We start from the raw sequence: 24,384 nt of genomic DNA on the forward strand, positions 1-24,384 counted from the left end.
GCGTGCCTGAAACCCAGGCGCTCCCCTCGAATACGCCTACCGCAAACTCAACGGCCGCAAATCCACCCAATGCTCCTCAACGAACGCAAGACAAGCATCCCGAGATTCTTCACCGAACACGACCCGCCACCCACCGGGAACGTCCACAAACGACGGCCACAGCGAATGCTGATCCTCGTCGTTGACAAGGACGTAATAACGACCCTCCGGGTCTTCGAACGGGTTGGTCACGATTCCCTCCTAGCGATCTCTTCCAAAACAGTGCGCAGTTCGCCCGTTAAACGTTCCGCGAAGCTGCGGTCGACAACGGCCGAGTCGTAGGCGAGGTAGCAATGGACCTCGCCGCCGCCGATCGGTTCGTAGCAGCTCAAGGTCAGGTCGGCCTTCGCCACAGGGGTCGGCACCGCCACCAGCAAGCCGTGCCCGCCTTCGAGGTCCGCGAGCCGGGCCTGCTCGTGGTGGACCATCAGCACGCGTGGGCGCCAGCCGACTTCGCGGGCGACGTCCTCGAACGAGACGTCCTGGTGATCCAGCGCCGCCAATGTGGTTCGCCGCACCCGCGCCAGCAGCTCTGCAAAGCTCGGTGCGCCGGACACATCGGTACGCAGCACGACGGTGTTGAAGAAACAACCCACCACATCGGCCAGTGAATCTTCAGTGCGGCCGGCGACAATCGCCCCGATCGCGAGGTCCGTTCCCGCACCGTTGGCGGCGAGCACCGTGGCGAATGCCGTGTGCAGCACCATGAACAGGCTAGCCTCGCCGCGTCGCGCGACCCGGGCGAGCGCCGCATGCAGCTCGGCATCGAGCACGAACGACACAACACCGGCTTCCCCAGCGCCGCCTTCGGAAGCCGGCAGAGCAAGCCGGGGCGTGCCGCGCAATGCGGTGCGCCAGTAGTCCAGCTGCCGTTGCCCGATCTCATCGCACAATGCCTGTGACCAGCGGGCGTAGTCGGCATAGGTCACCGGAAGTGGTGACCACTTTGGTACCTCACCGGCCAGCCTGGCCGTGTACGCGGCGCTGAGGTCGCGGAACAGCGGCACGACGGACCACTCATCGACCGCCAGGTAGTGCAGGCCAAGCACCAGCGCCTGCTCCAAGGCGCCACGCAACAGCCATGCCCGCGCTCCCGCTTCCGCCGACAGGTCCGGCTGTAGCCGTGCCAGCTCCGCCAACCGTGCGTCGAGGTCTACATCGGACTCCACGACGAGCCCGGGTGGCTCCGCCAGCTCCTGGTACAGCTCACCGGCGCGCTCGGTAACCCGCGTGCGCAACGGTTCGTGCCGCAGGCAGACGTCCCGCCACGCCGCCGCGAGCGCATCGGCATCGAACCCGCTCCGCGAGCGCAGCGCGAGTACCTGGTCGAAACCGGCATACGCGCGGTGCAGGGACCACTGCCAGCGCTGGGTCGGCGCAAGCAGAACGCGCTCCGGCCGTTCCCGATGGTCCAGCACGGGACGGTGCGCCGACGCACCTGCCAGCTTCCCGGCCAGACCGGCGACGGTAGGCGTGTCGAAGACGTCCCGGATGGTCAGGTCCACGCCCAACGCCGAGCGGATGCGGCCGAGCAGCCGCATCGACGACATCGAATGCCCGCCCAGCTCGAAGAAGTTGTCGTGCACACCGACATCATCGAGCTGCAGGATCTCCGCGAACAGCCCGGCCAACACGCGCTGTTCGTCGGTCACCGGGCGGGCGCCGCCCGTCAGCGATGCCCAGTCGGGCGCGGGCAGTGCCCGCCGGTCAAGCTTGCCGTTCGGAGTGAGCGGCAGCGGGCCGTCGAGCTCCATGACCAGCGCGGGAACCATGTACTCCGGCAGCAGGGCACGCAGGTGCGTTCGCCAGTCGACCTGTTCGTCCGCGACGAGATACCCAACGAGCCGCACGATGTCGCCCTTGCGGTCGGCCACAACCGCCGCCTGGCGCACGGCGGGATGTGCCGTGAGCGCGGCTTCGATCTCGCCGAGCTCGATGCGGAACCCGCGAATCTTCACCTGGCCGTCGACCCGGCCGAGGAAGTCGAGGTCCCCACTGCACCGCCAACGCGCGCGGTCGCCGGTGCGGTACATCCGGGAACCGGGCGGGCCGAACGGGTTCGCCACGAACCGTTCCGCCGTCAACCCCGCGCGGCCGAGGTACCCGCGCGCGAGACCACGTCCGGCGACGTACAGCTCGCCCGCCACCCCAGGCGGCACGGGCCGCAGCTGGGCGTCGAGCACGTAGCACACGGTGTTGGGATCGGGCCGTCCGATCGGAACCGGCCCCTGCCAGCCATCCTCGGCCCGCCACAGAGTCGAGTTCACCGTCGCCTCGGTGAGCCCATAGGCCGCAATGAGGTTGACCCGGCCCGCCCAGCGGGCGAAAAGATCTGGCGGCACGGTCTCGGTTCCGACAAGGATCGTCGACCCGCGCGGCAGTTCGCACTCCGGCGGCAGCGCCGATACCAGTGACGGCGGCAGGATCATGTGCGTGATCGCCTGCTCGGCAAGGAATTCGGTGAGCGCACCGCCCGCCACGCGCGCCTCCTCCGGGATCAGGACGAGCCGCCCGCCATGGCACAGCGCCATCGCCAGTTCGAACACGAACACGTCGAACCCGATGGAGGCGAACTGCAGCACGTGCGAATCCGATCGCAGCCCCATCCGGTCGACGGCGGTCGCCACCAGGCTGGCAATTCCGTCGTGCGGCACGATCGCGCCCTTCGGCCTGCCCGTCGAACCGGAGGTATAGATGACGTAAGCGGCCTGATCCAACGAAATCAGGGAGGAGTCCACATCGGAGTCTTCCCGATCGATGTCCCCGTCCAGCAGCAGCACCGGTGCGATGTCTGGGATCTGCTCGGCCACCGCGGGTGTGCCCACGACCAGCCGGGCGCCCGAGTCGCCGATCAGGTAGGCCAACCGGTCGGACGGATGACTGAGATCGAGTGGCAAGAACGCCGCACCGAGCTTCAGCACCGCAAGCACCGTGGCAATCGTGTCCACCGAGCGTGGTACGGCGACGCCCACCACGCTCTCCTGCCGCACACCCTGTTCGGCAAGCAGCCGGGCGATCCGGTTGGCGCGGGCGTTCAGCTCCCCGTAACTCACCGAGCGGGACCGTTCGACGACCGCGACCTCCTCCGGCCGCTCGGCAACGCAGCGGGCGAACAGCTCCGGCAGCGATGCCTCTGGCACCGCGCGCTCGGTGGCGTTGAAACCGGTCAGTACCAGGTGCCGCTCGTTTCGCGTCAGCACGTCGATACCGGCCACCGGCTCATGCGGCCGTGCAGCGACGGAATCGAGCACAGTGGACAGTCGCTCGCCGAGTCGCGCGATCGTCTCGGCGTCGAACAGGTCGGTGCTGTACTCGATACGACAGGACACCTGCCCGGTGTCGAGCTGTTCGGTGAAGCTGAACACGAGGTCGAGTTTCGCCGTGGTCGTCGCATGCCCCACGAACTCGGTACGCAGGCCGGGTAGCGCCAGCGCTTCATCACCGCGGGCGTGGTAGCCGACCATCACCTGGAACAGCGGGTTGCGGGCGAGTGAACGGGCCGGGTTGAGCCGCTCCACCACGGCCTCGAACGGCACGTCGGCGTGTGCGAACGCGGCGAGGTCGACCTCCCGAACCCGCCGCAGCAGCTCCGCGAAGCTGGGCGAGCCGGACAGGTCGGTGCGCAGCACAAGTGTGTTGACGAAGAACCCGACCAGCTCGTCGAGTGCCTCGTCGGTACGGCCCGCGATCGGCGCGCCGAGCGGGATGTCGTTACCGGCACCCATCCGGTGCAGCAGTGTGGCGACCGCTGCGTGCAGCACCATGAACATGCTCGCGCCGGTGTTCTGGGCCAGTTCCCGGAGCCGACCGCACGCTGCCGGGTCGAGGTCGAGCTCGGTGTCCGCGCCACGGAAGGTCGGGCGACCGGGCCGGGAACGATCGGCAGGCAGCTCGATCTCCTCGGGCGCACCGTCCAATACCGACTCCCAGTACCGCAGCTGGTCCTCGCCGACCGTGTCGAGCACACGCTGCTGCCACAACGCGTAGTCCGCGTACTGCACGGGCAGCGGCTCCCAGCCCGGCACCGCACCGGCGCACCGCGCGGTATACGCGGCCGAGAGATCGCGCAGGAAGGGCCGGTCCGACCACTCATCCGTCGTGATGTGGTGCAGCAGCAGTACGATCACGTGGTCGTCGCCGTCGACGCGGCCGATGGCGCAGCGAATGGGCAGTTCGGTGGCGAGGTCGAACGGGCGGGACACGGCCGCAGCCACGAACGCGGCCAGGTCCGCCTCGCTCACATCACAGATCTCGACCGCAGGCTCGGCATGCGTCAGGACGCGCTGGTACGGAATGCCGTCGCGCTCGGTGAACATCGTGCGCAATGCCTCGTGCCTGGCGACGACGTCGCGCAGCGCGGCCTGCCACGCGGCGAGGTCCAGTGCTCCGCGCACGCGCAGGGCGAGCGGGAAGTTGTACGCGGCGGAGGTTTCCGCCATGTTCTGGATGACCCACAGCCGCTGCTGCGCTGCCGATGCGGGCAACTCGGCGGGCCGCTGCGCGGGCACAAGCGGCGGCCGTGCCGGGACGCCGATCCTGGCCACCAGCTCCGCCACGGTCGGCGCCTCGAAAAGATCCCGAATGGACAGTTCGGCGTTCAACGCGGTGCGTGCCCTGCTGACCAGGCGCGTGGCGAGTAGCGAATGCCCACCGAGGTCGAAGAAGTTGTCGTCGATGCCGACCCGCTCGGCGCCGAGCAGCTCGGCGAACAGCCCGCACAGCACCGTTTCCGCCGGTGTTCGTGGCGCCCGGCTCTCCCTGCCGCCGAGTTCCGGTGTGGGCAGTGCCGCGACGTCGAGCTTGCCGTTGACCGTCAACGGCAAGCTGTCCACTGTGACCACTGCTGCGGGCACCATGTAGTCCGGCAACCGCGCCGTGAGGTGCTCGCGCCACGCGATGTCGTTCCCGGCGACGACGTAGCCGATCAGCCGCCGCTGGGCATCGACGACCACCGCGGCATGGGTCACCTCGGGATGCTCGGTGAGCGCGGCTTCGATCTCGCCGAGCTCGACGCGGTAACCACGGATCTTGACCTGGTCGTCGGTACGCCCGAGGAAGTCGATGATGCCGTCCGCACGCCGCCGCACCAGGTCACCCGTGCGGTACATGCGGCTGCCGGACGGACCGAAGGGATCGGCGACGAAGCGCTCCGCCGTCAGCCCGGGGCGCCGATGATAGCCACGCGCCAGGCCGATGCCCGCGATGTAGAGCTCCCCTGGCGTGCCGGGCGGCACGGGCCGCAGGTGCGGGTCGAGGACGTAGGCGTGGGTGTTCCAGATCGGCCTGCCCACCGCAGGCGTATCGCTGTCCATTGTGGACGCGCCGAGTGTGTTGATGGTGTACTCGGTCGGGCCGTAGAGGTTGTAGCCGTAGGTGCCCTCGGTGGTGGCGAGCGTGCGCCACACCGACTCCGGAACCGCCTCGCCGCCGAGCAGCACCAGCGTCGGGATGTGCCTGGTGAGCAGTCCCTCCTCGAGGAGCAGCTGCGCGTAGGTCGGTGTCACGTTGACAACGTCGATGCGGTGCTCGGCACAGTAGGCGACCAGCGCCTCGGCGTCGCGGCGCAGCTGCTCGTCGCAGACGTGCACCTCGTGCCCCTCGACGAGCCAGAGCAGCTCCTCCCAGGACATGTCGAACGCGAACGACACGGTGTGCGCGATGCGCAGCCGACGCCCGCCCGCGGCGGCGATCGCCGGGCCGAAGATCGCCTCGCGGTGGTTGAGCTGCATGTTGGTGAGCCCGCGATACGGGGTGACCACGCCCTTGGGCCTGCCGGTCGACCCCGACGTGTAGATCACGTACGCCGGATGCTCCAGCCGCCGGGCCGCGCCACGCGCGAACGCCGGCGCAAGCTCCCCGTCGCCGATCTCATGCCCGGGGAGCCCCTCGATCTCCGCAACCACGTCCGGGTGATCCAGCAGGAGGGTGAAACCTCCCCCAAGGCCACCTTGGTTGCGTTCAACGCGACCAAGGTGGCCCTGGGGGACAGTCAACACCGGCACGGTGGACACGGAGAGTACGCACAGCGGGTCCGTGTCGTCGAGCATGTGGGTGAGGCGCTCGGCGGGGTGGTCCAGGTCGAGCGGCAGGTAGGCCGCGCCGGTGCGCAGCACCGCGAACAGCGCCACGACCATGTCGATCGAGCGCGGCAGCGCGAGCGCGATCATCTGCTCCGGCCCGGCACCGCGGGCCAGCAGGAACCGGGCGAGCCGGTTGATGCGAGCGTCGAGCTCCGCGTACGTCAGTGACACCGCCCCGAACACGAGCGCCGTCGCATCCGGACTGCGGGCGGCCTGCGCGGCGAGCAGGTCGGCGATGGTGTCGTTGCCGATGGGCCGCTGCGGCGCCGACCACTCCGCCCGCAGCGCCGCCTGCTCCCCCGCGGTCAGCAGTTCGAGCCTGCCCACCGACGTTGCCAGCCCCGCGCCCAACCGTTCCAGCACCGTCGTGAACCGTTCGAGCACGGTGGTCGCCGCCGCCGCGTCGAACACGTCGGGTCGCGCCGCCAGCGTCACCCGCAGCCGTGCCTCAGGCGTGACGATCAGCGTCAGCGGAAAGTGGGTGCCATCCACATTGGACACGCCGAGCACACCATGCCGGTCGCGTAGCTCCGCCAGCCGCTGTTCACCGTCAGCCGTGCGCAGCACGAACAGCGTGTCGAACAGCTGCCGGTGACCGGCCTCCCGCTGCAGCTCACCGAGCCCGACGTACTCGTACGGCATGACCGCCGCGCGCTCGTCCTGTACCCGGCGCAGAAGTTCGAGCACCGACTCCCGCGCGTCGAGCCGCACCCTGGCCGGGATGGTGTTGAGGAACATACCGATCACACTGCCCACATTGGGCACCTCGGCGGGCCGCCCGGCCACGACGGCACCGAACACCACATCGGGCCGCCCCGCCATGGTGGTCAGCACCAGACCCCACGCCGTGCTCAGCAGCGTATGCAGTGTCAACCCATGCCGCCTTGCCTGGTCCCGCAACCGGTCACTGGTCTCGCGGGGCAACACGGCGTCGTAGTCGGCGGGCAACATCGGCTCGCGTACCCGATCCGCCGGAGCGACGAGCGTCGGCTCGGCGAGCCCGCCGAGCGCCGTCCGCCACGCGGCACCGGCCTCCTCGGCGTCCTGGTGCGCCAGCCAGGCGAGGTAGTCCCGATAGGAGCCGGGCGCCGGCAGGCCGGCGTCGTCACCGCCGCGCTGGTACAACTCCAACAGCTGCTCAAGGAATAGCCAGGCCGACCAACCGTCCCACAGCACGAGGTGGTGGGTGACGACGAGCCGGTCACGCTCCCCTGGCAACCGGATCAGCAGCAGCCGGCACAGCGGTGGCCGGGTGAGATCGAACCGCTGCCGCCGGTCGGCCGCGAGCAACCGGTCGAGCTCGCCGTCGGGCGCCTCGCGGAGATCCACCTCGGTCAGCGGAATCTCCGCTCCGTCCACAATGAACTGTACAGGCTGGGAGAGACCGTCACTGGCGAACCCGGCCCGCAGACTCGGGTTGCGCGCGAGCAGGGTCGCGCAGGCAGCGCGCAGCCGGCCGAGATCGAGCCGGCCTGCGAAGTCGAGGCATTCCTGCGACAGGTAGACGTCGAGTTCTCCGGTGTCGTAGGTGGCGTGGAAGTAAAGCCCTTCCTGCAAGGGCGACAGCGGCCAGGTGTCCTCGACCGGCATCGACGTGCGGCTGTGTACCTGCCGCAGCTCCGCGTCCGACAGCGGCACCGTGGCGAGCTCGGCCGGGATATCGCGGATGTCCGCCCGCGCGGCGGCGGCGAGCGCGGCCGGGGTGCGGTGCTCGAACACGTCCCGCGGGCTCAGTTCCAGCCCCCGCTCGCGGGCCTGCGTCGACACGGCGATGGACGTAATACTGTCACCGCCGAGCACGAAGAAGTCGTCGTCGACGCCCACCTCCGGCAGCCCGAGCACCCCGGCGACGATCGCGCACAGCAGCCGTTCCCGCTCGGTGCGTGGCGCGCGCGACGGCGTCGCCGCCACCGCAGGCACCGGCAGCGAGTTCTGGTCCAGCTTCCCGCTCGGCGTCAACGGCAGGTCGTCGAGCAACAGCACGGCATTCGGCATCATGCTCGCGGGCAGCTCCGCCGCCAGCGCCGACCGCAGCGCATCCAGGTCCACTTCGCCGCTGGGCACCACGTACCCGAGCAGCGCGCCGTCCCTGGCGATCACCGCGGCCCTGCCGACGCCCGGCTGCCGGGACAGCGCGGCCTCGATCTCGCCGAGCTCCACGCGGTTGCCGCGGATCTTGACCTGCCGGTCGGTGCGCCCGAGGTACTCGATCGCCCCGTCGACGCGCCGCCGCACCAGGTCGCCGGTCCGGTACATCCGGCCGGGGTGGAACGGATCCGCCACGAACCGCTCGGCTGTCAGGCCGGGCCTGCCGTGGTAACCACGCGCCAGCTGAACGCCGGCTAGGTACAGCTCGCCAGGCACGCAGTCGGGCACCGGCCGCAGGAACGAATCGAGAACGTACAGCCGCGTGTTCCACACGGGCCAGCCGATGGGCACCGACGCACCGTCGCCGCTTTCGAATGGGAACCAGGTGACGTCGACGGCAGCTTCCGTTGGGCCGTAAAGATTGTGCAGCGGCACCCCGGTCAGCTCGTGCCACCGCGTGGCCGATTCCACCGGCAGCGCCTCACCGCTGGAGAACACCCGCCCCAAGGTGCGCGCCCAGTCGCCCTCCCGCACCGCCTGCAGAAACACGGCGAGCATCGACGGCACGAAATGCAGCGTGGTGATGCCCTGGGTTCGAATCAGTTCGGCGAGGTAAGCGGGGTCGCGGTGCCCGTCCGGCCGGGCGAGCACGACGGTCGCGCCTTCCAGCAGTGGCCAGAAGAACTCCCACACCGAAACGTCGAAACTGGACGGTGTCTTCTGCAGCACCCGGTCGTCTGGCGCGAGCCCGTACTGTCCCTGCATCCAGGTCAGCCGGTTGATGATCGCGCGGTGAGTGACGACGACGCCCTTCGGCCGCCCGGTGGAGCCCGAGGTGTAGATCAGGTAAGCGGGCTGGTCGGGCGTCACGACGGACAGCGGCGCGTCCACAATGTCCTCATGCTCACCCACCACAACGTTCTCGAGACCGGGCAGCTCTGTACCAGGTAGCGTCACGGCGAGCCGCGCCCCGGAGTCGGCGAGCATGAACGCGACCCGGTCAGCTGGGTAGTCCAGGTCGACTGGCAGGTACGCGGCACCGGATTTGACCACCCCGAGCAACACGACCATCAGTTCGGCCGAGCGCGGTACGGCAACCGCGACCACCTGCTCCGGCCCGGCACCCCGGGCGCGTAGGCGCAGCGCGAGGGCCTCGGCCTGCCGGTTCAGCTCCTGATAGGACAGTCGCGTGTGCTCGAACACCACGGCGGTCGCCTCAGGGGCGTGTGCCACCTGCTCGGCGAAGGCCGAGCCGAGCGTGCGCTCCGGCACGGGGTGCTCGGTGGCGTTGAGCGCATCGATTCGGCGCTTGCCGGACTCCGGCAGGAGGTCCAGTTCGCCGACACGGCGGTTCGGATCGGTGACGGCGGTGAGCATCCGGAGGTAGGCCTCGGCGATGTCCCGGACCCGGCTTTCGGCGATCCGGTGTTTGAACTCCAATCGCAGCCCTGCACCGGGATGTGCAATGAGCGCGAGCGGATAGTGCACCGCGTCGAGCACCTCGGCGCCACGGAGCACGCCGGGCTCGGTAGTCGTGGGCTGGTTCTCGACCACGACCAACGTGTCGAAGAGATCCCCGATGCCGCGCTGGATGTCGGCGAGCCCGAGGTGCTGATGTTCCAGCAGCGCGGCCTGCTCGTCCTGCCAGCGCGCCAGCGCCGCGCCCACGGAGTCGAAACCATGCAACCGCATCCGCGCGGGCACCGTGTTGATGAGCAGCCCGACCAGCGATTCGACGCCGTCGACGTCGGCACCCCGACCGGACACGGTGCTGCCGAAGACGACATCGCTGCGGCCGGTGAGCCCGCTCAGCAGCAGTCCCCACGCGCCGTGCAGCAGCGTGCTCAGCGTCAGCCCCCGCGTGCGGGCGACCTCGGCAAGCCGGCTCGCCAGCTCCCCCGGCACCTCGATGGTCACAGTGCCGGGCGTGCCCGGCACGTCCTCGATCAGCCGTGTCGGCTCCACATCGGACAGTGCGGCTCGCCAGGCGGCTCGCGCCACGTCGTCGTCGCGCGTCGCCAGCCAGGACAGGTAACCGCGGTGATCGGGGGCGGCAGGCAGGTCGTCGCTCGCCAGCTCCCGCAACATGAGCGACACCGACCAGCCGTCGGCAATGATGTGGTGCAGGGTCAACACGAGCGTTGAGTCGCCGGCCAGGCTTGCCCGGAGCAACGGCGGCGTGGCGAGGTCGAAACCGGCCGCGCGATCCTGTTCGAGCGCCGTGTCGAGGTCATCCACCTCTCGCCAGGGCAGCTCGACGTGATCCGGGATGCGTTGCACGACCCGGCCATCGGGCAGCTGACGGAAACCGGCGCGCAGCAACGGATGCCGGTCCAGCAGGCGCTGCAACCGGGTACGGATGGTCGCGGGATCGACGCCGTCGGCCAGCCTCAGTACCTCCTGCACGACGTAGGAGTCGTCGGCATCGAACGCGGCGTGGAAGAAGAACCCGCTCTGCAACGGCGAGACCGGCAGCGCGTCGTCGTCCAGCGCCACCGTGCGGACAGCCTCGGGTGCGCCTGCCACCTCCGCGAGCGCGGCGACCGTGCGGTGCCGGAAGACGTCGCGCGGGCTGATCGCGAGCCCGGCCTTCCTGGCCCTGCTGACGAGCTGGATCGCGACGATGCTGTCGCCGCCGAGTTCGAAGAAGCTGTCGTGGACACCCACGTTCGGCAGCTCCAGCACCTCGGCGACCAGCGCCGCGAGGGTCCGTTCCCGTGGTGTGCGGGGCGCGGTGTCGCCGGCGAGTGCCGTCCAGTCCGGCACCGGCAGAGCGTTCTTGTCGATCTTGCCGTTCGGGGTCAGCGGCAACGGCCCGTCCAGCGGCACCACCACAGTCGGCACCATGTACTCCGGCAGTGCCCGCGCGACGAACGCGCGCGCGGCACCCGGCTCCACGTCGCCGACGACGTAACCGACGAGGCGGGTGACGCGCCGGTGGTCCTCGCGGGCGATCACGGCAGCCTGCGTGATTTCCGGGTGCGCCATCAGCACCGCCTCGACCTCGCCAGGCTCGATCCGGTAGCCCCGGATCTTGACCTGGTTGTCCGATCGGCCAAGGAAGTCCAGGTGTCCATCGATCCGCCAGCGCGCCCGGTCGCCGGTGCGGTACATGCGGCTGCCCGGCGGGCCGAACGGGTCGGCAACGAACCGCTCGGCAGTGAGACCGTGCCTGCCCCGGTAACCACGGGCGAGCCCGCGTCCGCCGACGTACAGCTCACCGACCTCGCCCACACCGACCGGGCGCAAGGCGGCATCCAGCACATAAGCACGCGTATTCGGGTCAGGCCTGCCGATCGGCACCGGTCCCTGCCAGTCCTGCTCGGCAGTCCACAATGTCGAGTTCACGGTCGCCTCGGTGAGCCCGTACGCGGCGACCACGCGCATCCGCTTGGCCCAGCGGGTGATCAGCTCGGGCGGCACCGTCTCGGTGCCGACGACCAGCACACCACCCTCGGGCAGCTCGCATTCCTGCGGCAACGCGGCCACCAGCGACGGCGGCAGGATCATGTGCGTGACACCGTTGTCGGACAGGTACTCGGTGAGCTCAGGGCCTGCGACCCTGCGCTCGCTGGGCACGATGACACTGCAGCCGCCGACGCACAGCGACATCGTCAGGTCCCACACGGTGACGTCGAAGCCGACGGAGGCGAACTGGGCGACGCGGCTGGTCTCGTCGACCCCCAAAACGTCGACGGCCGTCGCAATGAGACTGCCGATGCCCTCATGGGACACGACGACGCCCTTGGGCGTGCCTGTGGAGCCGGAGGTGTAGATGACGTAGGCGGCGGCATCGAGCGGGATCGCCAGACCGAGGTCGCCGCTGTCGAAACGAGACAGCTCGTCGTCGTCCACACTGGACAGCACGAGTGTCGCGCCGGAATCGGCGATCATGAAATCGAGCCGCTCCCGCGGGTGGTCGCCATCCAACGGTAGGTAGGCCGCGCCCGTCTTGAGCACCGCGAGCAGTGCCACCGCCAGGTCCACCGAGCGCGAAAGTTCGACACCGACGACGTCCGTGCTACCAACGCCACGCGCGCGCAGTGCGCGGGCGAGCCGGTTCGCTCGCGCGTTCAGCTCCGCGTAGCTGAGCTGCTGGTCCTCGCATACCACGGCGACCGCATCGGGGGTGCGAGCGGCCTGCCGCTCGAACGCCGCCGGCCAGGTCAGCTCGGCGACCGGGCGCTCGTCGGTGCCGAGCTCGGTCAGCAACAGGGTCAGCTCGGTGGGCGGCAGCAGCTCGATCGTCCCCAGTGGACGCTCCGGCTGGGCGATCATGGCGTCCAGCACGGCGAGGAAACGCCGCTCGTGCTCGGCGAGCGTCGCCTCGTCGCAGGCAGCGTCCAGCTCGATGAGCAACCCGTGGTCGCCCCAGCGTTCGCAGATAGTGACCGACAGGTCGGTGACGGGTCCGAGTGCGAGGTCGCGGAAGTCGGCGGCCACCCCGCCGAAGGTCAATCCCCTGCCGAACCCGATGACGTTGGCCGTAGGACCGATGAGCTGGGCGAGCCCATCGGCGAAGCCGAGTTCGCGGGCGAGGTCCTCGCCCCGGTAACGGCTGTGCTCGACGAGCTCGCGGATGCCGGTGTCCACGTCATGGAGGAGCTGCGCGGGAGTGGTCCAGGGTCGCACCGCAAGCCGCAGCGGCAGGACGTTGGACGCCATACCGGGCACCAGCAGCGTCTCGGGCGCAACCCGCGCGGTGACCGGAACACCGAGCACGATGTCGGCGGCCCCGGTCCGACGGTGCGTATAGGCGGCGACAGCGGCGATCGCGACGCGGGAGAGCCGCTGCCCATAGCGGCTGCCCAGTTCCCGTAGTGCGGCGGTGCGTGCACCGGACAGCTCGACCGTGCGCCGGATTATCTCGTGCCCGCTCGCGCGGTTCACGAGCCGCGCGGGCTCGGGACGGTCGGCGAGCAGCCCATGCCAGTACGTACTGTCCTCTGTGTACTGCGCCGAGCACGTGTAGGCGGCGTCTGCCTCCGCCAGGTCGGTGAGCGGGCCGAACGGCCGCCCCTCCGTACCGGCGTAGAGATCGCCTGCCCGCTGGGTGACGAGCAGGCAGCCGTAGGCGTCCATGACGAGGTGGTGGTAGCGCTGGTACCACCACACACGATCAGCGCCGAGCAGGAGCAGCGCATGTGCGAACAGCGGACCGCGCGCCAGATCCACGGGCGTGCGCCGGTCCCGCCGCATCCATGCCGCCGCGGCAGCGGCCGGATCCGGCTCGCTGCTGAAGTCCAGCACCCAGGGTGCAGGGTCAGCGGGTGCCGGCACCTGCACCGGCTCTCCGCCGACGTCGGTGAACCGCACGTGCACGCTCTGCGCCTGTGCCATCGCCTGCCGCGTCGCGGCGGACAGCCGGTCGAGATCCACGTCGCCGCGGATCTCCAGATACCAGGCGATGTTGTAGGTCGGATCGTCCGGCGCGAGCTGGGTTGCCAGCCAGATTCCGGACTGTGCACTGGTGAGCGGGGCGCCCGACATCGGCGGAGGTCCCTTCCGGTTACGAGGTGGCGGTTAGCCGCGGCACCATCTGGTCGATGGCATAGGGGATCGACAGCACGGTGTTGAACGAGAACGCGGCGCCGATGTCGGGGTTCTCGTAGGGCACGAACAGGTCGCGGCCGTCCTGGTGCACCGCGAGGCGCTGGTACAACGGCTCGGCCTTGATCCGGTCGTTGGCCTCCTCACTGGAGGTCACCCACACCAGCCTGTCGACGTCAAGGGTGTCGAGCTGCTCCGAGCTGAGCTCGGCCGCGTTCATGCCCGCCTCGGCCAGCCCGTCGATCCGGTCGGCCAGCCGGAAACCCAGCTCTCGGAAGAAGATGGCCTTCGGGTCGCTGCTGGTGAACGCCGAGTAGATGCCCGGCTGGAAGCTGTCGGCAACGACGAGGGTCTGCTCGGCCCACTCGGGATGCTGTCCGCGTGCTTGTGCGTACTTCTGGTCCATCTGCTCGATCAGCTGGTTCATCTCGGCTTCCTGACCGAGCGCCCTGCCGATCGGACGGGCCATCTCCTGCCACGGCGCCGCGTAGTCGGCGTAGTCCTTCGGCTGCGCGACCACGGGCGCGAGCCGGGACAGCGTGTCGTACTGCTGCTGGGTCATGCCCGAGTACTGCGCGATGATCAGATCGGGATTGAGCTCGGCGACGGCTTCCATGTCGTACTCGTCGCGTTCACCGACGATGGTGGGCTGTGTGTCGCCCCACAGGTCCTTCGTCCACGGCCACTTGCCGTACGGCCGCTCCTTGAACCAGTCCACGACACCGACCGGCTTGACGCCCAGCGCGAGCACAGCGTCCTGATCGGACAGTCCAAGTGTGACAACTCGCTCTGGCTTCGCGGGGATCTCGGTGCTGCCGTACTTGTGCTCGATGGTCACCGGGAAAGCGCCGCCTTGCGCGCCGGAGTCGGTGCCGGTTTCCTCGGCGGAACCGCCGCAACCGGCCAGTACCGCGCCCAGCACCAGTGTCAGCAACGCCGCTGCCAGGCGTGATCTGCGGGGAATCGGGGACATCGGGGTTACCTTTCCTGTTACCTGTTACCTCGCGAACGCGTGGTCGCGAGCGTGGGTCCGCGCGTCGTTGCCGGACGGCCGCCGATCGAGGATCGACCGCAGGATCTCACCGGAGCGCACGGCGTTGTTGGACAACAACGACGACGTGATGCCGTGCGTGTGCTCGGTGCCGCCACCCTGCAAGTAGATGCCACCCGTGATGGCCGGCGTCGTGCGCAGCCGGTAGTCCCTTTCGATGCCCGGCCTGCCCTGCTCGTCACGGCGGCAGCTGGGAGCGAGGTCTCCCAGCAGTGGAACGGGGTCGCTTGGCCGGTAACCCGTGCAGTAGACAACGACGTCGGCATCGAGGACGGTCCGTTCGCTCGAGGCCTGCGATTCGACCGTTACGCGTACCCCATCGGCGGTTTCCGAGACCGCCACCGCCCGGGACACGTTGAACACGCGCAACCGCTGAGTGCCAAGAACCTTCTCCCGGTACAACCGTCGGTAGAGGTCGTCGATGAGGTCAATGTCCACAACGGAATAGTTGGTGTTGGCGTGGTAGCCCATCAGGCGGTGTTTGACGTCGTCCGGCGCGAAGTAGAACTGGTCCACGGCAGCGGGATCGAATATGCGGTTGGCGAACGCGCTGTCGTCGGACGGGCTGTAGCCGAAGCGGGAGAACACCGCGCACACCTCGGCGGCAGGGAACCGCTCGTGCAGGAAGGACGTGACCTCGGCCGCGCTCTGCCCCGCGCCGACGACGACGAACCGCGAAGCTGTGTCCACAGTGTCTACCCGATGCAAAAGCTGGCTGTTGTGCCAGATCCGCGCGGACGGTGCGACGCCGTCGGGCAGGTGCGGTGTCAATCCGGTGGCCAGCACCAGGTTGCGCGCCCGGTACACCTGCCCGGAAGCGGCTTCGACGTCGAAGCAGCCCACCGCACCACCGTCGGCGACCGGGCGGACCGCGACGACCTCGTGTGCGTAGGACACCAGGTCGTCGACCTGCGCGGCCGCCCACTCGAAGTAGTCGTGGAACTCAACGCGGAGCGGGAAGAGGTTCTTGTGGTTGACGAAGTCGATCAGCCTGCCCCGCTCGTGCAGATAGGACAGGAAGCTGAACCTGCTGGCCGGGTTGCGCAGCGTGACGAGGTCCTTGAGGAACGACACCTGCATGGTCGCGTCCTCGATGAGCATTCCGCGATGCCACCCGAAGCTCTCCTGGCGCTCCAGGAAGTGCGCGGTCACCGTGTCGCCGGTGGCGGCGTTGTGCTCGGCCACCGCGATCGCCAGCGCGAGATTGGCTGGTCCGAACCCCACGCCGAGCAGGTCATAGACCGGTGTCTCGTCCTTCAGCAGTGCCTGTGGCATACCCGTCCCATCGCCGATTCCCCAGATGAAGGTAACCCTAACTTAACTTAGGTGAGCCTCAGCTACTCTATTCGAGGGTGATTCTCATCCCTTGTTGGATTAGGCAAGCCTTGCTTAACTGAGGCCGTTTGCCAACTAGGGACGGAGAATCGATGCGGGTCGTCATGTTCGGGTACCAGACGTGGGGCCACCGGACACTGCGGGCGTTGCTGGACTCGGAACACGATGTCGCGCTGGTTGTCACGCACCCCAGGTCGGACCACGCCTACGAGCGCATCTGGGCTGATTCGGTCGCCGACCTCGCCGCCCAGCACGGGGTCGAGGTGGTACTGGCCAATCGCCCCGACGAGGCGCTCACGGCGTGGCTGCGTGAGATCCAGCCCGACCTGATCGTCGCGAACAACTGGCGGACCTGGATTCCGCCGGAGATCTTCACGCTGCCCCGGCACGGCACGCTGAACGTGCACGATTCGCTGCTACCGGCCTACGCCGGGTTCTCCCCGCTCATCTGGGCGCTCATCAACGGCGAGAAGGAGGTCGGCGTCACCGCGCACATGATGGATGCCGACCTCGACGCCGGGCCGATCGTGTTGCAGCGTGCGGTGGAGGTGGGTCCACGGGACACCGCGACCGACCTGTTCCACAAGACCGTCGACCTGATCGGGCCCGTGGTGTCCGAGGCGGTCACGCTCATCGCCTCCGGCCGCACGGACTGGACCGCGCAGGACCGGACCAAGGCGAGCTTCTTCCACAAACGGTCCGTGGAAGACAGCCGGATCGACTGGAGCTGGCCCGCCGAGGACATCGAGCGGCTGGTGCGTGCGCAGTCTGACCCGTACCCCAACGCGTTCACCCACTACCGCGGCGAGCGCATCCGCATCCTGCGGGCATCGGTGTCCCGCTCCTGCTACGGCGGCACCCCGGGACGGGTGTTCATCCCCGAAGGCGACGGCGTGGTGATCGTGGCCGGCGCCGATGCGCGCTACGGCCGCAACCACGGCCTGGTCATCGAACGTGTCCGCACCGAAGACGGCACCGAGTACGCGGCGACCGACTACTTCCGCACCATGGGCGGCTACCTCACCGCGCACTGAGCGTCCCCCAAGGCCACCTTGGTCGCGTTCAACGCGACCGAGGTGGCCTTGGGTGCTTTTGGTCAGACGCGAACGGGCATCTCGCTGCTATCAGGACTGCTGCGCCTGCTCGTCGAGCTTGGCGAGCACGCCGTCATAAATGCGCTTGAGCCCGGCCGGCGCGAACGTCTTCTCGAAGAAGCCGCCGATACCGCCCGCGCCCTGCCACGTGGTCTCGATGCGCACCACGCTGCGTGGTCCGGCTTCGCGCACGGTCCAGGTCGTGACCATGGTCGAGTTGGCGTCGGTCTCCACCAGCGTTCCGGGTTCCGGCTCGGTGACGGTGGCGCGCACGTCACGCACACGCTTGGACGTGGCCTGCAGCTTCCACCGCGCAACGGTGCCCGCGCCGGTTCCGCCCTCGGTGACCTGGTAGTCGCGGTACGCCTCGGTGAGGATCCTCGGCCTGGTGGCCGCGTAGTCGGCGACGAGCGTGCGCACCTCGTCCACGGGTGCGTCGATGGTGCGCTCAGCGGTAGCGGTGACGTTGCCCATATGCGTTCCCCTTGTCCAGTCGTCTCAGCCGGCGAGGCTCTCGATCACCTCGGCACCGGGCAGCGAGGCCAGCAGCGCACCGGTGACGAGAAGCTTGCTTCCACGGAGCCCACTGCCCACCACCAGCTCGGGCGAGTCGGCGACCGCCCTGTCGACCAGGATGGGCCACCCCTCGGGAAGGCCGATCGGGGTGATCCCGCCGTACTCCATGCCGGTGAGCTCGACCGCGTCGGCCATCGGCGCGAACGACGCCTTACGGACGTCGAGCCTGCGCCGGATCACGTTGTTCACGTCGGCCCGTGTGGTGGCCAGCACGAGCGCCGCCGCGTAGCGGACCTCACCGGCACGCTTACCGGACACGACGACACAGTTCGCCGACGCCGACAGCGGTGAGGAGTAGGCGGCGCAGAACTCGGCCGTGTCGGCCAGCGCCGGGTCGATCTCAGCGATCCCGACGGGCTCGGTGATCGTGGCGAGCGCCTTGGCGACGGGCTCGGCCACCAGGTCGGTGCGCTCGGCAGCCGGGACTACCGTCAGCGTTCCAGCGATGCTCCAGTTGCTCACACCGCAACCGTACTCAGGCGCGGGTCACCAGTTCTGACCGCCGCGCTGCACCTCGATCAGCTTCGGCCGGACGTCCACCAGGTACACCAGTGTGGCGACGATCCCGGCGAGCCAGAAAATCATGCCGGCGCCGTACATGCCGAACAGCAGCATCGCTGCCGTCGCTCCGCCGGTGATACCGAGCCAGACCGGCTTGGTCATGCGGTCGGCGGCGGTGAAGGCATCGGCCCGCTGCATCACGGCATGAGCGAACGCGACCAGCCCGGCCAATGTCCCGGCCCAGTCGATGACCCAGAGGATCCACAGCGCGAGAAGCGGCACGCCCCCAGCGTACGTGAGGCTGCCGGGACAGCGACCAGCCCCGGCTCCCGAGCGATCGGGGCCGGGGCCGAGGCAGACGCGCTCCTACTTGGAGGTCTTGCTGTTGGTGCTGCTCGTGGGCTTCTTCGCGGCGCTGGTGCTGCGGCGGGTGTTCGTCGCGCGCGACTTGGGGGCCGCCTTCGGCGCTGCGGGCGCCGCGGGCCTCGTCTCCTCGATCTTGTCGCCCACCTCCGCGGTGACCTTCTCGATCTTGCCGGCCGCCGCCGTACCCGTGGCGCGGGTGCGGCCGCTCATTCGGGAGACGACGTCGTCCATCCGATCGCGGACCTCGGAGGTCACCTCGTCCATCCGGCCCTGCGCGCTGTGCAGGGCGTCCTCCAGCTGCTCGATGTTCTTCTTCACCTGCGGCTGGGTGAGGAACTTCTCCCAGGTCTGCTCACCGGTCTCGGCGAGCCGGTGGTACAGCTTCAGCGCGGCGTCGGTGTACTCGTCGAGGAGCTTGCGCAGCTCGGCGGGCTCCAGCCGCTCGCGCAGCGACTCGACATCGGCCGGCAGGTCCTCGATGTTCTTGCGCGCCGTCTCGCTGCTCTCCGTCACACGCTCCCTTGCCTTGCCGACGGCGTCGGCGACAGCCTGGCCTGCCAGGTTGCCCGCGCCGAGCGCGGCCAGCAGCGACGTCTTGATCTGCTCGAAAGCGGTGTTGAAAGCCTTGCGGACGTCCTCGGAACTCGTGGTCGCCATCCTGTTCACTCCTTGGCTTCGGATTCGGATCCGTTCTCGATGTCCGGCGTGCCCGCTGCCCCGTTCTGCCTGCGAAACGACTCGTAGACGTCGAGCAGCACCTGTTTCTGGCGCTCGGAGAGTTCGGCGTCGGCACGGATCGCTTCCGGCACCGGGCCTCCCATCGGCAGGTCGAGAATCCCCGCCTGCACGTAGAGCGCTTCCGCCGAGATCCGCAACCCCTTCGCGATCTGCTGCAGGATCTCCGCACTCGGCTTGCGTACCCCGCGTTCGATCTGGCTCAGGTACGGGTTGGAAACGCCGGCCAGTTTCGACAGTTGCCGCAGGGAGATCCTGGCGTTGCTGCGCTGTTGACGGATGTAGGCACCGATGTCCCGACCCAGGTCGGCCACCTTGTCGATGGGCCCGCCTCCCGAGCCGTCGCCCTCGTCCGGTGGAACCTCCGGCAACGTTGTGCCACCTCCTCGCGACTTACACAACGGTACGCCCGAGTGCTAGCTCTTGCAAGCACTGCGCTTGCAGATGAGGGCGCCGTCCCGGATTAACCTGTTGAGATGACCTCAGCCACGCGGGCGCGCCGTCACCTCGTGGACGGGCTCCGCCGTGAAGGCGCACTGCGGGACCCGCGGTGGATCGAGGCGTTCCGGCAGGTGCCCCGCCACGTTTTCCTGCCCCGGTTCTTCCTGCCGCAGGGCATACGGTGGGCCGCCGTCGAGCAGGACGACCCGGGCTGGCTCCCCACCGTCTACTCCGACAGCGTGCTGGTGACGCAGCTCGACGACGATCCGGACAGGTGGGCGCTCGCGCGCAGAAGCGAACCGATCGCAGGCGTCCCGACGTCGTCGTCGAGCATGCCGGGGATCATGGCGGTGATGCTCGAGGAGCTGCGCGTCGCCGACGGCGACCGGGTACTCGAGATCGGCACCGGCACCGGGTACAACACCGCCCTGCTGTGCCACCGGCTCGGCGCCGCAAATGTGTCCACTGTGGACATCGACCCGGCGTTGCTGCTACCTGCGCGGGCGACACTGGCCGCCCTCGGGTACACGCCCGACTGCGCGGTCGCCGACGGCGAGCAGGGGTATCCGCCGAACGCACCGTACAACCGCATCCTCTGCACGTGCTCGGTGTCCCGGATTCCCCCTGCCTGGCTCGAACAGACCCGCACCGGCGGGCTGATCGTCACGACGCTGAACCGGCCGATCGGCGCTGGACTGGTCCGCATCGTCGCCGGCGACGGCGCAACTGGAGAGGGCGAGGTGCTCGCCCGCGACGGCCGGTTCATGCCGATGCGCGCCCATCGCCTCGCCGATGCGGGCACGGTGCTGGCGCGCCGCGCCGCCCCGGTGGCACGCAGGCCGACAGAGCTCGCGCTGACGACCGTGCTGGACCCGGGCAGCCCGTTCGAGTTCTTCGTGAGCCTCGAACTTCCCGGTCTGTCCGCCGCCTTCGACCCGGACGACGGGCAGGGGTGCTTCCTCGTGCACCCGGACGGCTCATGGGTGCGCCACCACACCGACGAGCACGACGAGCACTTCGTCGAGCAGGGCGGCGGGCGAAGGCTGTGGGACGCCGTCGAAGCGGCCTACGCGCGCTGGCAAGCCCTCGACCGGCCCCGCCGCGAGCAGTTCACCATCATCGTGAACGGCGCACAGCAGGAGATCCGGCTGGCGGAGCAGCGCTGGCCGGTCGACCCTCCCGCAGTGTCCGCCTGATCCACCCTGCGACGTGCTCGACCGCGGTGTCGAGCGGCACAGGGGTGGTGTCGAACAGGGTCACGGGCGGCGACATCGTCGCCGCGTCGGCACGCAGCCATTCGGTGAACTCCAGCATCTCGGCGATGCGCGGTTCGTCCCACTCCCGCCACGCCGGTCGTGCCCGCAGCCGGCCGGCCAGCACCTCCGGTTCGGCGACCAGCGCCAGGTAGTGGATGGCCGAGAAGAAGGCGCGTTCGGGGAGCGGTTCGAACTCCGGCGGAACCACCGTCCCGCACAGCACCACCGGGCGCCCGTTCTGGTGGATCATCGCGGCCATCCGCAGCCACGTCGAGCGGAACCGCGGGTGCCCGTCGACATCATCCCGCAACCCACCGGTCCACAGGACGTCCTGCTCCAGTACCACGACCTCGTCGGAGAGCAGGCGGGCCAGCGCGGGACCGACGGTCGACTTGCCCCCGCCGCTGGGCCCGGTCAGCGCGAAAAGGGGCAGCCGGCGAAACGCCCAGCGGTGATCGCACCGCCGGCACACCAGCTGCCCCTCCAGCACAACCGGAGCATCGGCGCGATCGCCGCACTCCGGGCAGATCTTCAGGTCGAGCACGTACAGGCCAGCTGCTTAGTCGAACAGGTTCTCGAGGAAGCTGCGCTTGCGGCGGCCGTGACCGTAGGGACGCGGTGAGTCCCGGTAACCGCCGCCGTAGGGCCGGGGCGAGTCCTGGTAGTGGCCGCCGTGCCCACCGCGATGCGGGCGGGGCGAGTCAGCGTAGCCGTAGTGCTGCGCCGGTGCGGGCCCGTGACCACCGGCTGCCGGACGGTACGGCGGCGGCGCCGCGGGCGCGGCGTAGTAGGCGTTCTCCGCGCTGACGATCTGCTCCAGCTCACCACGGTCGAGAAAGACGCCGCGGCAACCCTCGCACTGCTCGATGTGGATGCCGCCCTTGTTGACCGTCTTCATCACGTTTTGACACTTGGGACAAATCACGTCTGCCACCCTACGCAGATCCTGGGCCGCCCGGCAGCCGAACTCAGCCGGCGCAGAGGCAGAACGGGTGGCCGCTGGGGTCGGCATAGACGCGGAACGTCTTCGGCTTGTCGTCGAGCAGGCGAGCACCCAGCGCGAGCACTCGGTCATGCTCGGCATCGATGTCCGGCACATCGAAGTCGAGGTGCAGCATCTGGGCCCGCTCGTTCGACGGCCACGTGGGCGGCTGGTAGCCGGGATCGCGCTGGAAGCAGATGCGCGTGCCGCCGTCCGGGTTGACCACGCCCACCCAGTCGTCCCCCGGCTTGTTGGTCTCGTGTATCTGCCAGCCGAGCAGGCTCGGCGTAGAACTCGGCGAGCTGGTAGGGCTCCGGGCAGTCAAGGGCCACGGCGCTGAACGTCATCGATGCAGTCATTCACTGTCCTCCTCATAACCTGCTAGCGGATTATGCGGGTTACGGACGCCGAGGGCAACCACCGTCGGTCCTACACTGGTGACGTGATCCCGGGTGTTGCGCTGGTGCTCGACTTTCTGAACACGGTCGACGTCGAGCAGGACACTGACGTGCTGCGTTCAACCGCGGATTGGCGAGCCTGGGCGGGCGAGCGGGAGTTGCGGGCAGGACCGCTCGCCGAAGCCGTCCGGATCCGGGACGCGCTGCGGGCCGCGATCGGCGACCCTGGCGCCACCCCCGCGGAGGTCCGGGCGGCTGTCGACGTCACGCTGACCGCGAACGGCCCCGAACTCAAGGCAGACGACGTCGTCGGTGCCGCGCTGGCAGCGGCGGCACGGCTGGCCGTGCTCGGTGACTGGTACCGGGTGAAGATCTGCCCTGCCGATGACTGCCGGTTGGCGTTCTACGACCGCTCACGCAACCGTTCCCGGACGTGGTGCTCGATGCGGATCTGTGGCAACCGGGAGAAGGCGAGGACGTTCCGCGAGCGAGTCGCCATCGAGCGACAGCCTGTGGACAACTCCGTGGATAACTCCCCAATCTGTGGATAACCTCCCCCGGTCGGGTGGCCACAGCTGGGGGACGCGGGGTCAGAACAGCAACTGGGCGACGGTGTAGATCACCAGCCCGGCCAGTGCACCGACAACCGTGCCGTTGATCCGGATGAACTGCAGGTCACGGCCGACCTGGAGCTCGATCTTGCGCGAGGTCTCCTCGGCGTCCCAACGCTCGATGGTGTCGGTGATGATCGTGGTGATCTCCCGCGAGTAGTGATTCACGACGTACACTGCGGCGCTTTCCACCCAGCCGTCCGCCTTGCTCGCGAGCGCGGGATCGGACTGCAACCGCTCACCCAACGAGAGCAGCCCGTCACGCACCCGCGTCCGCAGCTCGCTCGACGGGTCCTCGGCCGCGGTGAGCAGCATGTCCTTGGCCGTGGACCAGGCCGAGCCGATCAGCTTCTGCACCTCGGGGTGCTCGACCAACTGGAGCTTGACCTGCTCGGCCCGCGCCATGGTCTCCGGATCCTTCTGCAGATCCTGGGCGAACTCGGTGAGGAACTTGTCCAGCGCCAGCCGCATCGGGTGGTTGACGTCGGTCTTGACCGCCCACGCGAACGTCAGCACCTCGCCGTAGACCTTGTCGGCCAGCATCGCGTCGACGAACTTCGGCGACCACGACGGCGCACGGTCCGACACCACACGCAGCACCGTCTCGTGGTTGGCGCGAACCCACTCGTAGGAGCGGTCGCACATCAGGTCGACGAGCCGGTAGTGCGCACCGTCGGTGAGCACCTGCTCGAGCAGCTTGCCCAGCGGCGGACCCCAGTCGCGGTCGACGACCCGGCGTACCACGGCCTGTTCCAGCACGGCCTGGACGTCGTCGTCGCGCAACACCTTCACCGCGCCGCGCACGATGGTCGCCAGCTCCGCGGTCACGCGCTCGGCGTTGTCCGGCTTGGCCAGCCACTCGCCGACCCGCTGGGCGGTCTGCACCCGGCGCAGCTTGTCGCGCACCACGTCCTCGGAGAGGAAGTTGGTCCCGACGAAGTCGCCGAGACTGTCGCCGAGCACGTTCTTCTTGTTCGGGATGATCGCCGTGTGCGGGATCTTGATCCCGAGCGGATGGCGGAACAGCGCGGTCACCGCGAACCAGTCCGCCAGCGCACCGACCATGCCGGCTTCGGCGGCGGCACGCACGTAACCGACCCAGGCCGGCCAGCCCGCCGACTGCGCCCAGGTGGTGAGCAGGAAGATCGTGGTCGCGCCGAGCAGAAACCCCAGCGCGACCAGCTTCATTCTGCGCAGGCCACGCCGTTTGATCTCCTCGCGCGCCAGCCCACCTGGCGGGTCGGCAGGCGCAATCTTCCTGGACCTCGGTTGCTCCACGAC

At 69.0% G+C, this 24,384-nt stretch carries 15 protein-coding genes and 1 pseudogene; 3 read left to right on the forward strand and 13 right to left on the reverse strand.

The features are described 5' to 3' along the window. Window positions 1–36 precede the first annotated feature (36 nt). The 4 genes from ABZ863_RS01405 to ABZ863_RS01420 are packed head-to-tail and all read right to left on the reverse strand — an operon-like array spanning window position 37 to window position 16,083. Entirely contained in the window at window positions 37–231 is a 195-nt protein-coding gene (locus ABZ863_RS01405; protein WP_358529573.1) for an MbtH family protein, read from the reverse strand. After that, entirely contained in the window at window positions 228–13,697 is a 13,470-nt protein-coding gene (locus tag ABZ863_RS01410; protein WP_358529576.1) for an amino acid adenylation domain-containing protein, read from the reverse strand. The genes ABZ863_RS01405 and ABZ863_RS01410 overlap by 4 nt, the downstream gene beginning before the upstream one ends. 19 nt (window positions 13,698–13,716) lie before the next feature. Further along, on the reverse strand, window positions 13,717–14,730 hold the full coding sequence (locus ABZ863_RS01415) for an iron-siderophore ABC transporter substrate-binding protein (RefSeq protein WP_358529579.1): 1,014 nt from the start codon (window positions 14,728–14,730) through the stop codon (window positions 13,717–13,719). A gap of 24 nt (window positions 14,731–14,754) precedes the next feature. Beyond that, window positions 14,755–16,083, reverse strand: coding sequence for a SidA/IucD/PvdA family monooxygenase (locus tag ABZ863_RS01420; protein WP_358529582.1), 1,329 nt, complete (start codon window positions 16,081–16,083; stop codon window positions 14,755–14,757). Between the two features lie 152 nt (window positions 16,084–16,235). Here ABZ863_RS01420 and ABZ863_RS01425 point away from each other — a divergent pair, with 152 nt between their 5' ends. After that, window positions 16,236–17,177, forward strand: coding sequence for a methionyl-tRNA formyltransferase (locus ABZ863_RS01425; RefSeq protein WP_358529584.1), 942 nt, complete (start codon window positions 16,236–16,238; stop codon window positions 17,175–17,177). 90 nt (window positions 17,178–17,267) lie between these two features. On the opposite strand, the gene ABZ863_RS01430 is transcribed toward ABZ863_RS01425, so the two are convergent. The 5 genes from ABZ863_RS01430 to ABZ863_RS01450 form a co-directional block, all read right to left on the reverse strand. Next, a complete protein-coding gene (locus tag ABZ863_RS01430) occupies window positions 17,268–17,711 on the reverse strand; it encodes an SRPBCC family protein (RefSeq protein ID WP_358529587.1) in 444 nt (147 codons plus the stop codon). Window positions 17,712–17,735: 24 nt separating this feature from the next. Beyond that, entirely contained in the window at window positions 17,736–18,275 is a 540-nt protein-coding gene (locus tag ABZ863_RS01435) for a YbaK/EbsC family protein (protein WP_358529589.1), read from the reverse strand. 24 nt (window positions 18,276–18,299) lie between these two features. Further along, on the reverse strand, window positions 18,300–18,596 hold the full coding sequence (locus ABZ863_RS01440) for a DUF2516 family protein (RefSeq protein ID WP_358529592.1): 297 nt from the start codon (window positions 18,594–18,596) through the stop codon (window positions 18,300–18,302). 84 nt (window positions 18,597–18,680) lie between these two features. Continuing rightward, entirely contained in the window at window positions 18,681–19,337 is a 657-nt protein-coding gene (locus ABZ863_RS01445) for a hypothetical protein (RefSeq protein ID WP_358529594.1), read from the reverse strand. 5 nt (window positions 19,338–19,342) lie between these two features. Next, window positions 19,343–19,786, reverse strand: a complete 444-nt coding sequence (locus ABZ863_RS01450; RefSeq protein WP_358529596.1) for a helix-turn-helix transcriptional regulator — start codon at window positions 19,784–19,786, stop codon at window positions 19,343–19,345. 105 nt (window positions 19,787–19,891) lie between these two features. Between ABZ863_RS01450 and tgmC the strand changes: the two genes are divergently transcribed. Beyond that, window positions 19,892–21,052, forward strand: a complete 1,161-nt coding sequence (gene tgmC / locus ABZ863_RS01455) for an ATP-grasp peptide maturase system methyltransferase (protein ID WP_358529598.1) — start codon at window positions 19,892–19,894, stop codon at window positions 21,050–21,052. Here the strand turns inward: tgmC and ABZ863_RS01460 are convergent. From ABZ863_RS01460 to ABZ863_RS01470, 3 genes and pseudogenes are all read right to left on the reverse strand, one after another. Then, window positions 20,973–21,656, reverse strand: coding sequence for an AAA family ATPase (locus tag ABZ863_RS01460; RefSeq protein ID WP_358529601.1), 684 nt, complete (start codon window positions 21,654–21,656; stop codon window positions 20,973–20,975). The genes tgmC and ABZ863_RS01460 overlap by 80 nt on opposite strands. Window positions 21,657–21,671: 15 nt before the next feature. Then, window positions 21,672–22,037 carry a zf-TFIIB domain-containing protein gene (locus ABZ863_RS01465; RefSeq protein WP_358529603.1) on the reverse strand — a complete coding sequence of 122 codons (366 nt, stop codon included), beginning with the start codon at window positions 22,035–22,037 and terminating at the stop codon, window positions 21,672–21,674. 43 nt (window positions 22,038–22,080) lie between these two features. Then, window positions 22,081–22,453, reverse strand: a pseudogene (locus ABZ863_RS01470) (VOC family protein). A gap of 83 nt (window positions 22,454–22,536) precedes the next feature. On the opposite strand from ABZ863_RS01470, the gene ABZ863_RS01475 reads away from it, so the two are divergent. Then, window positions 22,537–23,043: a CGNR zinc finger domain-containing protein gene (locus tag ABZ863_RS01475; protein WP_358529605.1), complete on the forward strand. Its 507-nt coding sequence runs from the start codon at window positions 22,537–22,539 to the stop codon at window positions 23,041–23,043. A 39-nt stretch (window positions 23,044–23,082) separates the two neighbouring features. Here the strand turns inward: ABZ863_RS01475 and ABZ863_RS01480 are convergent, their stop codons facing one another. Then, a complete protein-coding gene (locus ABZ863_RS01480; RefSeq protein WP_358529607.1) occupies window positions 23,083–24,381 on the reverse strand; it encodes a DUF445 family protein in 1,299 nt (432 codons plus the stop codon). Window positions 24,382–24,384 lie beyond the last annotated feature (3 nt).

This window comes from Saccharomonospora sp. NPDC046836, from assembly GCF_040645195.1.
Classification (GTDB): Bacteria; Actinomycetota; Actinomycetes; order Mycobacteriales; family Pseudonocardiaceae; genus Prauserella_A.